Genomic DNA, 12,404 nt, shown 5'->3' on the forward strand with positions numbered 1-12,404 from the left:
AGGTTCTCAGATCCGTGAAATCAGGGTGCCGCCCTTGATGGCGAGCATTTCGTTGCAACCGTCCTCGATCATCGAGGCGCGGGCATCGCGCAGCAGCTTTTCCACCGGGTACTCGCGAGTGACGCCGTTGCCACCGAACAGCTGGATCGCTTGCGAGGCCACGTCGAAGGCGGTCTGCGTCGCGGTGATCTTGGCGGCGATGGAACCTTGCAGCGCCGGGCGTGGCGCCAGCTGGTTGAACAGCACCGCACGGCGAGCCAGGGCACGGGAGGCCTCGACGCGGGTGAACATGTGGAACAGGCGATAGCGCACGTTCTGGTGAACGATGATCGGCACCCCGCCCTGCTTGCGCTGGTGGGCGTAGGTGTAGGCGAGCTCATAGGCAGCACGGGCCACGCCGGTCCAGATCACGCCCATCAATGCGTTGGCCTCGGCGAGCACGCCCTGCTCGACCCTGGCGTAGTCTTCCGGCCCGGCCACCAGGTGGTCGAGCGGCAGGCTGACGTTGTCGAAATACAATTCACCTTGCGGCAGCGCACGCTGGCCCATCTTGTCCAGCGGTGCCCCGCGGCTGACACCCGCGCTGTCGAGCGGCACCAGCACCACGCAGCGCTGGTCGCGGCCGGAGCCATCGTCGAAACCGCAGAACAGGATGCAGGTTTGCGCAATCGGTCCATTGGACACCCAGGCGGACTTCTGCCCATTGATGACGATGCGCTCGCCCTGGATTTTCGCGTTGCAATTCAATCGGCCATGCCCCACGCCGGGGTGGCGTACGTGGCCGCTGCTGTCGAGCATGTCGCTGCCATGGTCCGGTTCGGTAATGCCCCAGCAGCCCAGCGGGCGGTCGATGTAGCGCTGCATCAGGTCCTGCCGATCGACCAGGTCCAGGACAATGCCCGGGAGCATGGCGGCGCCCAGCACCACGGCCAGGCCCCCGTCACCGTGCCCCAATTCCTCGAACACCAGGCTCATCAGGCGTGCGCGATCGGCCGCCGGCAAAGCCTGCAGATCGGCCAGGTTCAGGCCGAGCCCGGCGAACTCCTCGAACACCTGCCACAACGGCGAGTCGGTGGCGATCACCTGCGCCGGGGTCATCTGGTCGAGCTGCTGGCCGAGCGGTCGCATCACATTGCAGGCAAAGCGCCGCGCACTTTGCTGCATCGCCGATTCCAGCTCGTTGAGGTCGGCATCGAGGCCGGTTGGTTCAAGTTCCACTCGCAAGGCATACCCAGTCATTATTGTTTCTCTCGGGAAATGGCGGCAGCGGGCCGCACGCAAGGCGCGGCTGTCGCGACAAGGACGAGCTGGATGGTATGCGCAGGAACGACGGGGATTGACCCCCTTGATGGGGGATGGGGGGTGTTCAGACTTGCAGATCAAGGGGCCCGCCTTGCCTGCCCGATTGCCGGGCAGGCAAGTGAATAACTACGGTTACCCAGGTCCTTGTTACAAGTGCCTGGGGAACAGTGCAGCGCTCAAAAACCTCGGATGAACCTTAACCACCTTGCGGAACCACACGAGCATCGTTGCCTGAGCCCTGGATATACACCTTCATCCCTTTAGCCAGGGAGGGATTGATCGGCTGGGTCACTGAGACCAGCACGCCACTGTTGACCCGCACGATAATCTGCTGCGCCTCTACCGGTTGATCGTACTTTTTCTTCTCGGCGTAATTACCACCCACCGCCCCGGCGAGCGCGCCGGCGACCATGGCAACATCCCGCCCGGTGCCCCGGCCAATCAGGCTGCCGATCCCCAGGCCACCCAGGCCACCGAGGACAGCACCGACGCCACTGTCGTGATTGGTCTGCATTTGTGTCAGCGAAATCTGCTCGATTGTGCCTGAGCGAATTTCAACTTCACCGGCGCCGCCGTCGGTTGAGCTGACGGCCGAACAGGCACTGATCAGTACAGCCGCCAATGTGATCGTCAGCCAGGACATGATTGCTTTCATAGCGGTGTACCTCGTCATTGATATTTGATGGCAATGCCCTTGAGCTTGCGTCCCTGAATCGTTTCGATGTCACGGCTCCAGAGTGGCCCGCTCACGTAGGCAGCGACGGGCTGGATCTGGTCATAAACGACAACCACTGCATCTGCGCCAAGCTTGGATGCTTCTTCGCGCAGCTTTTGTTCGACCTGGGTGATGGGCGGTGCCGGGTCGACACTGGCATCGATCAGGATTTCGCCCAACCGCACGTTGGGCCGCGTCGGCGCTGTACGGAGGATCTGCACCTCACTGGCCAGGGTTGGCGCGGGGTGCTCGACGCCGACGTAAGCGGTTGTCTGCGCATCCACCGACGCACAGGCACTGAGCATCAGCACGCTGGTCATCAGCGCGGCCACTAGTAACGGTCTTTGCAAGCTTGCGCATCGAAGCGATGAATAAAGACGCATGTCAGCAATCCTCTGCTTGAGGGTTTCGAGCAGCCGCCGTGACGGCTACGCTAAGGTTCAACTGCGAATGAACGCCCAAAGATCAACATTCAATTTATCGATGGCGGCCTTGAAGTCCTGGGCGGTAATTTTCTGGCTCATTTTCCAAGGTGCTACCAAAGACCTTGCGAACCACTTTGGCGACGGTTTGATTGGTTTTCGCATCGATGAGTTCGGCTTCGATGAACAGGTTCGTGTCCTGATCCCGGTGACCGGTGGCCGCCTGTGTGGCTCCGACAACGGCGGCGATGGGCACCACTTCATACCATTTCATGCCTTCGTTGGAGGCACTCACGCCGGTGACCGCCGCACGTATGATCAGGGGCTTTGAGCCGGTCGGCGCTTCTGAGATGTTCGACACCTGATGCCGCCCGCCTGCACCTGATGGCAGAACAGAACAAGCACAGCTGGAATCGCAGCCTTCCTTAGTTGCATGGACTTACCTCGACAAGAAAGCTTTCTCGAACACCCAAATTAGTTCTGATTCAGAAAGTCTGAACTACGCTGGACGGAGCCGGGGACAGACCACTAAGTGGTAGTTCATGTTTTCGAGATCGGAAAGGTGTACGTATGAATAAAGCTCTTCAATTCATGCCCGTCATGACATTGGCAACCCTTTGGCCCCACCTCGGGTTCTCCGCCGACAGCCAGGCGGAATTGGCCAAGCAATCGCTGAACCCGGTGGCGGCGCTCTACAGCGTGCCCATTCAATACAACTGGAACCAGAAGCTCGGGCCCAGCGGCGAGGGTTATCAAAGCGTCACCAATATCCAGCCCGTGTTGCCATTTAGCATCAACGAGAAATGGAACCTGATTTCCCGAACCATCCTGCCGGTCATTGACCAACATGGCCTGGTACCCGGCGGGCAAGCCGACAAATCCGGTATCGGTGATATCACTCAGAGCTTCTTCTTTTCACCCAAGGAACCCACCGCCAGCGGCTGGATTCTGGGGGCCGGCCCGGTGATTCTGGTGCCGACCGGCAGTGATGACCTGCTGAGCGCTGAACAATGGGGCGCCGGGCCTACGGTGGTGGCGCTTAAACAAAGTAATGGCTGGACTCGCGGTATTCTGGCCAACCACATCTGGTCCGTGGAAAGCAGCCCGCCCGACGACAAGGAAAAGATCAACCAGACGTTCCTGCAACCGTTCTTCAGCTACACCACCCATACCTACACAACCTTTGGCATCAACACCGAATCCACCTACGACTGGCAAACCCGCGAATGGTCGGTGCCGATCAACCTGTTCGTGACCCAGTTGTTCAAAGTAGGTCATCAACCCATGAGCTTGCAGGCCGGACCGCGCTACTGGGCTGACAGCCCGAAAGACGGTGCTGAAGGCTGGGGATTTCGGGTAGCGTTTACGCTGTTGTTTCCAAAGTAGATTTAATTCAGGCCGGAATAATTTCTGTTTCACCGCTACTGCAATGCCCTCGACGGTGTAGATAACAGCTCGAGCCTCAGCCAACTCATTGATGGAGATTGCCAATGAAATACAGCGCCCCGCTGGTAATGCTATTGGGCTCGGCAGGCCTCTTGGGCTGCACCAGTTCCTCCAGCCATCCGGTAACACTGCCGTTGACCGCTACCCAACAGAATACTGGCCAGATCGGCAGTACGACTCTGACCACTGTGGATAATGAAACCAGTTTTGACTTCTACATTTCTGGTGTCCCGGACGGAACCACTCTGCCGTTGCGTCTCTACACTTTTGTCAACAAAGGCAGCTGCCAGCAGCCAGGCCCAGCCGCTTATGACATGAACAACAGGATTACCACTCAACGTGCTGCTGAAGCCGGTTGGACTTATTACCGAACTGCGCCTGTCGCCGTCCCTGAACTGCTGTCCGGGAAGTACTCCATCGTCGTGCGTACGACTCCCGAGGATGGCAGCGTCGATATTTTTTGCGGAGATATCGCACAAGCGGTCAGGTGAAGCGATTATGACAGCGCTGACCGGCCGCTTCTTGACCTCGCCATTCGCTGCGCAAGGCGTCGCCTTACTTGGCTACCCCGTCAAGCAGCACTCCATATGACTGAAGAAACTCCACCGTCCCGTGGAAGATCAGGCCGACGCCCATCGCCGAAACGAAGAAGCCGACGATGCGGGTCGCTGCGTCAATGCCTTGCGGGCCAATCTTTTTCAGGATGACATTGGCGTAAGCCAAAGAAAGGTAGGTTGTGAACATAGTGGCACAGATCGCCAGTGCCACCACGGCGAAGGACAGTATGGCGCGGTCGGAATCTTTTATGGTGCTGGTCAAGCCGATCACGGTGGCAATAGCGCCGGGGCCGAACATGATCGGCATGGCCATGGGGATGAAGGATACGTCCTGGTCGCCTTTGCCAGCGCTTGGAATCAGATTGCTGTTGGGCGAAGGGGCGAAAAGCTCGAAGCCGATGCGCATCAGGATCAGCCCACCGACCACCCGAATCATACTCAATGGAACCTCGAACAGGCGCAGCAGCAGGTTTCCGAAAATCAAAAAGAAAAACATCAGCAGCAGCGCATAGAGGCAAGCCTTGCGCGCCACTCGACGCCGTTCGACAGCGTCTTTGTCTTGCAGCAGGCCAAGGAATACCGGAATGGCCTCAAGCGGATTGATGATTGCCAGCAGGGTAGTGAACATGCCGAAGAACAGTGTGAGGTAGGCGTTCATGGATGATCTGCCAAGTGGGTTGTGTACCGGCTTACCATAGCTGATCAAAAACAGCGCGCCTCAAATCATGGGCATAAAAAACAGCGGATCCCGAATGTCCGCCTGAAAACGTAGATGCCTGTGCAGGCCTTGCCTGCCCGATTGCCGGGCAGGCAAGTGAATGACTGTCGCTACACGGGCAAACCGCATCAGGGTCAGTTGGTTTTCACCACATCAGGCGGCGTCCAGCTGCCGTCGATGATCGAGGCCTCAGGCCAGTAATTGCGCAGCAGCAACGAGAACGGCCCCGTGGGAGCTGGCAGCCAGTTGCTTTCCTTGTCCGCGCCCGGGGACTTGGCGCCGAGGTAGAGGGTCAGGGAACCGTCCGGGTTGTCCTTGAGCGTCTTGTTCTTGGTGCCCAGCGAAAAGCGCTGCAAGGGGTTGGCGTGGAAGAAGTGCTCGGCGTTGTACAGCGTCAACGACCAGAAGCCCTTGACCGGTGGCGTCTGCCCCTTGGCAAAGGTCACCGTGTATTGATGATTGCCGTCCAGGGGTTGCCCCTGACTGTCGTCTTCCTTGAATTGGTACTGGGTCTCCTCGGGCGTGTTCTGGTACATGCTCGACTTGGAGATGGCGGTACGGTTGAGGTAGTCGGTGCCCCACTGTGACGCGTTGGCCGGAGCGGTCCAGCCGCGACCGATGGGCCGACCGTTGTAGCGAAAGTGGAACAGGGGGTCGATGAGGTCGGCATCGGCCTTGGCGAAGGTGTCCACCAGCTGTTTTTTGGTCTCGGGGTTGCTCGCCGCGGCCTCCCACACCGAGCGGATCCACGCGTACAGGGCTTCTTCGCCCGGTAGCGGCGGCACGCGCTTCAATACGTCCGCGAGATCCTCGTAGTAGCTCGCCGGCCTCACCCATTTGGTCTCGCCGCCGCTGCCCGCCGGAGCCGGGAAATGCGGAAGCTTGGCGTAGTCCACGGTTTTCATCTTGCCGTCGAACTGACTCAAGGGGTACATGACCACTTGGTTGATCAACGGCTGCACGGCCGCGGTGTCGGCCGGCGTGTCATCCTTGAACACCCGGGGAATCACGAACACCAGGTCGGTCGAAGAACGGGCGACGGCGGTAATGCCCGGCGGCACGGTGCCCTTCCAGTTGTCCCCGGCGATCAGGTAGAACCCCGGCTTGGTCCCGTACTGCTTGCCGATGCGCGCCACTTCGTTGGTGCGAGCGTCGTACAAGGCATACACGTAGAAGCGGTCGCCGAAGTCCGGCACCTGGATCACCGTCGGTTCGGTATCGAGCGCGGTGAAGCCTGCGCCATAGACCACGTCCTGGTTGGGGCAGGCGATGAAGCGTTGCTGGGGCTCGACATAGCTGGTCAGCATCGCGTTCTGGCCGACCGGCGCGACCGGAATGATACCGCCCAGCAAGCCGGGCTTCGGTGCCTCGGAGAAGGCCTTGCGGCGGTTATAGGCGTTGACCATGGGGTAACCCCATACATACGCCATGCGACCGACCATCTCGACATAGGACTGGGTCATCACGTTGCCGGCCACAGGGCCAGGCACCTGGTTGACGGCGGTAGGAATCGGTACTTGGATGTCCGGCGCTTGCGCCAGGCTCAGGCGCGGGGCGATGATCGCCGCCAGCGCAAGACTCAAGGCCATGGTAGTGGGTGCTGTTCTCACGATTCACTTCCCTTGCTGGTTGATGATGTGGGTCAACTAAAACTCACATGCGTTCCCGGCGCGCAGCCCGCGCGCCGTTGCACTCGCTACTGCACCAGCGTTATATCGCCGGGCTTCCAGGTCTTGCTGAAAAAGGCTTCGAGCGGGCTGTACAGTCGCAGGATGGTGAACCAGCCTTTGTTCGGATCGGTCTGAATCCAGTTGCCCGCCTCCACGCCGTCGGGTTTGTTCGGGCTGAAGTACACGGTAGTCGAGCCATCGCTGCTCGGCACCGCAGCCGGGGTCGGATAGTTCTGGCTGCCTGCGCGCGGGTAGCGTTGCGGCGTGTCGAGCATCGAGCGGGTCTGGTTGTCATACACGGTGAACGACCAGAACTTCCCGGCCGGGATCTTCGCCGGCAGCGTAACCTTGTAAGTCTTGCTGCCATCGAAATACTCACCCTTGGCATCCGCCACGCCGACCAGGTACTGCGAGCCGATGTCGGTGAGGCGCATGATCATCGCCGGGGTGATGAAGGTGTAGCCGAAGAACATCGTCGTGCGCACATTGAGGGTGCGCGCCCCGGTCGGTGGATTGACGCTGATAGCGCCTTCCGGGCTGACCTGTGGCGGTGGCGTTTCGAAGTTGTAGCCGCCGAGGAACAACGGGTTGAACCAGGAAGTGGAATCCGGGTAGTAGTAGCCGCCGTCCGAGGGCCGGAAGCGAAAATTCAGGCTGCGCGCCGCCGCGTTACCAATGTGCGCCGCATCGGTGAGGATCTTCTTCATGCGCTCATCGGGCGCAAAGGGTTTGCCCTTGACGATGCCGATGGCGGCCAGCGAACCCATGATTTCCGTGGAGAATGCCGTCGCCGGTTCCTTCTGCACCACATCATTGAGTAACTCGAAATAGCTGAAGTCGCTCGGTGGCACCGTGTTCATGACCTTGCCCGTGCCTTCGGTGAACTGCACTGGCTCCTTGGGTCGCAGGAACGACCAGTCCAGCTGGTGCTCCGGTGTGCGCGCCAGCGTTGCGTTGCCCTGCAAGGCCGTGCCGATGCTGGTGCCGTAGCCGCCGGGCAGGTAGGGATAGACCTTGAGGGTGTTCTTGATCCGCGCGACCACCGGTTTCGGGTCGTCTTTTTCCAGGAACGAACGCCCGAGCAGCGTGGCGCGCGTGGTGCCCATCTTCTTCACGAAGTAACCGCCCTCCGGCACCTCGCCCTTGTAGTCGGGCGGCAGGAACAGGTATTTGCCGCCCTCGCCACGGTCCGGTCCGGGCAGTCCGAAATCGGTCACCCACTGGAACCACATGTCGTCGACCACGCCGAGCGAGAGCGGTGGCGTCTCGACCACGATCGGGCCCTTGCTGACGTCCAGGTTGACCCAGAAATACACGGTATCGGCGTTGGCCGTGAGAAACAGCGACTTGGCGTCCATCAGTCCGGAGAAGATCAAGGCGGTGTTGTTCGGTATGCCGGCCTCCTGGAAACCCTTGAAGATGGCGGCGACCGAGGCGCCCTGGTAGGCGTTGACGAAGGCTTCGACGCCATGCATCAGGTCCAGGTAGTCATAGGCCTTGGTGACCGTCTCTTTAGTCGGTGCACCATCCTTGTATTCGAGGGGGCCGAGGCTGGATTCGACCCGGTCGGGCGTGGCAATCGAGGGTGGAATGGCCGCCGCGGCCTGGACAACCGTACACAGGGGCAGGATGGCGGAAACCATGATTGCCCCCAGAAGTGTGCGTTGATGCATTGAGCGTCTCCCTGCATTGGCTCCCGCAGAATGGCTGGCCATGAATCACGCGCACCAGGAATCCTGCCTTGGGGAGCACATCAATTGTTGACTGAAATCGTGGCCTACGAAATGCACTGCCGGGGTAGGTCAGGAAAGACACGAAGCAGTGTAGATCAATAATCGCACCGCCCTGCCCCGCAGACGCTTAGTGTTCCCACTCCACTCCGGGCAACGATTGAATGAACTCGTTGCCCATCAGCATGGCCGGGGTATGGAAACCGGCGACAGGCCCTTTCAGGCAATGCACAGCGATGGCCAGCCCGGCTTCCACGGTCAGTCGATAGACACTCGGCGCCGAAAGTACTGCCGTGAGTTTGCGGCCATCGGTGTCCACCGCCTCTCCCCAGAACTGGGTACGGTGATTGTCCAGCTCTGCGTGGCTCGGCCCGCCCGTGTAGAATCTGTCGATCAGATGCTTGAGCCAGCGTTGCGCCGTGGGGGTTGCCAGCAGGCCGTTGATGGCCGAAGTCAGACGCAGGAAAATCCCCACGCCTAACGGCAGCGCGGTGTACACCATGCCGTTGGGCACCCCGGTGGATACACCCGCGGTATAGACGTCGGCCCAGGGAATGGTGACGCTCCAGCGGGCGCGATCCTTGAAGGGAACCCGGCGAATGCGATAGCCATTGGAAACTTTTTTCAGTTGATGGTCGCGCCTGATGAGGCCACCCAGGCGGATGCCTTCGACCAGGGTCTTGAGGCTGCCGGCGCTGGGTCGCGTGCCGAACGAAAACGCCAGGTCAATACGCTGGGCGTCGGGCATGCGCGCCTTGAGGCTGGCGGCCAGGCAATCGGTCGGCACAATGTCGAAACCCGATCCCGGGCAGAGCAGTATCGAGGCCGCTTTGGCCCGTGCATCCAGCTCATGGCACATCTGAAACACCGACAGCTCGCCGGCGATGTCCACATAGTGAATACCCATGGCCAGGCACGCCTCCACGAGCGGCCGTGCCGTGGCCGAAAACGGCCCGGCACAATTGAGCACGACAGCGATGTCGTCCAGAGCGCCCACGGCATCTTCCAGGGCGAATACCCGATATTCGATGCCTAGCTCATCGGCCAATGGGCGCAGCCTGGTGTCGGAACGCGCGGCAATCACCACATCGAGATTTCTCTGCGTGGCTGCGCGACACATGAGTTCGCCGCTGTAGCCATTGGCCCCGTAAATCAACAGCTTGTTTTTCATTCGTCACCTCAGGATTGTGTTTGTGGTGCTGCCGGGTCACGCCACCAGACCGAGCATCTTCGCGCGGACCACCGCTTGAGTCCGGCGCGATACACCCAGTTTCACGTTGATTTTCTGCGCATGGCTCTTCACGGTATGAAGAGAGATAAACAGCGATTCGGCGATTTCCTGATTCGATAAGCCCCGGGAAATCATTTCCAGTACCGACAGTTCCCGCTGACTGAGCAGGACAGCCGTGGTGCAGACCGTGGCGTCGTTGAAGACGTCCTTGCCCCAGCGCATCAAGCCGGGGCTGCGCTGACTGCAAACGCGCAGTGCGTGCTTCAGGCCGATTTGTCGGGCCAGCGCCAGACCATCAAGCAGGCTCATTTGCGCTTTGCCTTGCAGATTCTGGGCGTATTGGGCTTCGGCCAGACTGAGCCAGAGTTCGCAGGCCAGGGTCCGTCGCCCCTGGGCCAGGGCCCGTTTGAGCATGGATTCCAGCTGCACGCGCACATCCTGCCCCGACGCCGTGCGTACCTGGCAGAACAACAGTTCCAGGCGCTGGACCAGCTCCGGACTGCCAAATGGCGGCTTGCAAGCACCGGCACCGCGGTAGTGGGCGAGAATTTTTTCCAGTGCCTGCCCTGCCCGCTCGGGCCGTCCTTGCTGCAGCCACAGTTCGCCGTAGGCCAGCACCAGCGGCCCCATGTACAGCGGCTCGACGATGTTGCGCCGTTGCATCAGGCGCTTGGCCTGTGCCAGGCGAGTAAAGGCCTGGTCGAGATCGTCGGCCGCGGCATCGAGCGCAGCCAGGCCGATGTAGGCGTCGATGACCAGCGGGTCTTCGCAGGCCAGACCCGCGTGCAAACCATTCTGGAAATACCTCGCGGCCTCCGGGTATCGCCCTTGCTTGAGCAGGATCTCGCCCAGGCGCACCTGTGTCCGGCCCCACAGCAGGTCAGGCTCCGCCCAGGTGCCATTGAGTTCGCCCTGCAACTGGCGCAGCAGACGCTCGGCCCGGGTCAATTCGCCGCGAATGCCCAGCAGTTGTACGTGTTGCAGGACCAGAAGCGCCTCCAGACCAAGGCTGCCGCGTTCCCGTGCCAGGCGGGTGGCCGTGCCGTTGAGGTCATGGGCGGTTTCCAGGTGAGCGTCGACCTGGGCGAGTTCGATGAAGGCCATCCTGGTCATGAGCTGTTGCGCGCAGGCAGCTGGCGGCATTAACGCCAGTGCCTCGCCCAAGTCGCTGTTCGACGGCAAGGGTTGACCACGTTGGGCGGCGATCATGGCGATCAGCACTTGCCATTGTGCGAGCAGTTCGCGCTGCTGCCGGGCACCGGGTTGAGGCATGAATCGTTGCAACCGGTTGGCGCTTTGCGCTGCCGCTTCGAGGCGGCCGCTGAGCAACAGTGCCCAGGCATCGAGGATCAACAGCGACGGCGTACGGCACAGCAGGTCGCGCGGCAGGATCTTGCATCCACTCAATACGCGGGCCAGCTCACGGCCTTGGAACAAGCTTTCCAACGGCAATTGCTGCAAGAGCTCGGCAGCCAACTCGCCGTCGCTTGCCAACAGGGCCAGTTCAATTGCGGGCCGAACCTGATGCTGGCTGCGATACCAGTCACACGCACGGCGGTACAGCGCCTGTTTCGCCGCCTCGGCCACTTGCCTGGCGAGTACGCCTGCAATGGCCGGCCAAACGCGAAAGCGTTGATGTCCGTTGTCCAGTACCTCAATGAACAGACCGCTCTCGTACAACCGGTCGATGGGTGGGGCTCCCTCGACCGATACCAGCAGATGCTCGCAGAGCCCGGCATCGAAGCCAGGCAGGCAAGCCAGGGTGCAAAGGGTTTGTTGCCAGGCCCCAGGCAAGGCGGCTAGCACTTCTTCTTCAAGGTAACGCTGGAGCAACGCGGCGTCGGTTTCATGGCCTGGCGCATGGCCCTGCCCGGCACCGTGCAAGTGCAAGCGGATCCCGGTGTACCAGCCCCCGGTGCGGGCCAGCAGTTCGTCGACAGCCCAGGGTTGTACCGTCTGTCCGCGATTGTGCAAAACGGCTGTCAACTCATCGGCCGTCAAGGCCATCTGCGCGGCGCCCAACTCGAATAACTCGCCCTCCAGCAACAGGCGCGTCAGAGGCAAGACTGGCCGGCGACGACTGGCGATCCACCACTGAACCTGGCAGGACGACGCCTGCATCAGCCGGTTCAAACAGTCGTCAAGACTTCCTTCGATGGCACCGGGCAGACCGTCGAGCATCAGCCAGACAGGCGTCTGCCGCTGCTGCAGGTGGGTTTGCACCGATTGAAAATCTGCGTGTTCCAGACCCAGGGCCGCAGCCAGGCAATCCAGCCACGCCGTCTCCTGAAGTTGCCGACCCTGAAGATCAAACCACAGCAGCGGGACATCGGCCGGGCATTGTCGTGCGCACTCGCGCAACAGCAAGCTCTTGCCACAGCCCGCCGGCGCCCAGATCAGGCGTAGCCGGCAGCGCGCCTCAAGCAACGCATCGCGCAGCCGGCCACGGGGAATGAATCCGTTAGGAAGGGGGGGCATTCTGGACACTCTGCTCTCCTGTCTCGCCAAAGGCCCGGGGGCGCAAGCTTGATCGCCGCTCATGCTAGTCGATGGCCTTGCAGGCTTTAGTCCCCGCAATGGGGGATAGCCGACTCGCCATGAGCCATTTTCAAG

10 protein-coding genes and 1 pseudogene are annotated in these 12,404 nt (G+C 60.9%); 2 read left to right on the plus strand and 9 right to left on the minus strand.

Going from position 1 to position 12,404, the window contains the following annotated elements:
- Positions 1-6 precede the first annotated feature (6 nt).
- The 4 genes and pseudogenes from SOP95_RS03750 to SOP95_RS03765 form a co-directional block, all read right to left on the minus strand.
- On the minus strand, positions 7-1,239 hold the full coding sequence (locus tag SOP95_RS03750) for an acyl-CoA dehydrogenase family protein (protein WP_323606188.1): 1,233 nt from the start codon (positions 1,237-1,239) through the stop codon (positions 7-9).
- Between the two features lie 259 nt (positions 1,240-1,498).
- Entirely contained in the window at positions 1,499-1,957 is a 459-nt protein-coding gene (locus tag SOP95_RS03755; RefSeq protein WP_323606190.1) for a glycine zipper 2TM domain-containing protein, read from the minus strand.
- Positions 1,958-1,971: 14 nt separating this feature from the next.
- Complete coding sequence (locus SOP95_RS03760) at positions 1,972-2,337, minus strand: hypothetical protein (RefSeq protein WP_406591676.1); 366 nt, start codon at positions 2,335-2,337, stop codon at positions 1,972-1,974.
- Between the two features lie 120 nt (positions 2,338-2,457).
- A pseudogene (locus SOP95_RS03765) lies at positions 2,458-2,800 on the minus strand (DUF3313 domain-containing protein); the annotation flags it as partial.
- 230 nt (positions 2,801-3,030) lie between these two features.
- Between SOP95_RS03765 and SOP95_RS03770 the strand changes: the two are divergent.
- Positions 3,031-3,825 (plus strand): transporter, encoded by a 795-nt coding sequence (locus SOP95_RS03770; RefSeq protein ID WP_323606428.1) that lies wholly within the window; start codon positions 3,031-3,033, stop codon positions 3,823-3,825.
- Between the two features lie 104 nt (positions 3,826-3,929).
- The gene (locus SOP95_RS03775) at positions 3,930-4,376 is read left to right on the plus strand and encodes a hypothetical protein (RefSeq protein WP_323606193.1); all 447 of its coding nucleotides are present in this window, start codon (positions 3,930-3,932) and stop codon (positions 4,374-4,376) included.
- 64 nt (positions 4,377-4,440) lie between these two features.
- Here the strand turns inward: SOP95_RS03775 and SOP95_RS03780 are convergent, their stop codons facing one another.
- From SOP95_RS03780 to SOP95_RS03800, 5 genes are all read right to left on the minus strand, one after another.
- On the minus strand, positions 4,441-5,100 hold the full coding sequence (locus SOP95_RS03780) for a MarC family protein (protein ID WP_274075979.1): 660 nt from the start codon (positions 5,098-5,100) through the stop codon (positions 4,441-4,443).
- 194 nt (positions 5,101-5,294) lie between these two features.
- Positions 5,295-6,770, minus strand: a complete 1,476-nt coding sequence (locus tag SOP95_RS03785; protein WP_323606195.1) for a DUF1254 domain-containing protein — start codon at positions 6,768-6,770, stop codon at positions 5,295-5,297.
- Between the two features lie 86 nt (positions 6,771-6,856).
- On the minus strand, positions 6,857-8,503 hold the full coding sequence (locus SOP95_RS03790; protein WP_323606197.1) for a DUF1254 domain-containing protein: 1,647 nt from the start codon (positions 8,501-8,503) through the stop codon (positions 6,857-6,859).
- 187 nt (positions 8,504-8,690) lie between these two features.
- On the minus strand, positions 8,691-9,731 hold the full coding sequence (locus SOP95_RS03795) for a saccharopine dehydrogenase family protein (protein WP_323606198.1): 1,041 nt from the start codon (positions 9,729-9,731) through the stop codon (positions 8,691-8,693).
- A gap of 36 nt (positions 9,732-9,767) precedes the next feature.
- Entirely contained in the window at positions 9,768-12,269 is a 2,502-nt protein-coding gene (locus SOP95_RS03800) for a LuxR C-terminal-related transcriptional regulator (RefSeq protein ID WP_323606200.1), read from the minus strand.
- Between the last annotated feature and the right edge of the window lie 135 nt (positions 12,270-12,404).

It is taken from the genome of Pseudomonas sp. YuFO8 (assembly GCF_035065025.1).
In the GTDB taxonomy this organism is placed as follows: Bacteria; Pseudomonadota; Gammaproteobacteria; order Pseudomonadales; family Pseudomonadaceae; genus Aquipseudomonas; species Aquipseudomonas putida_AE.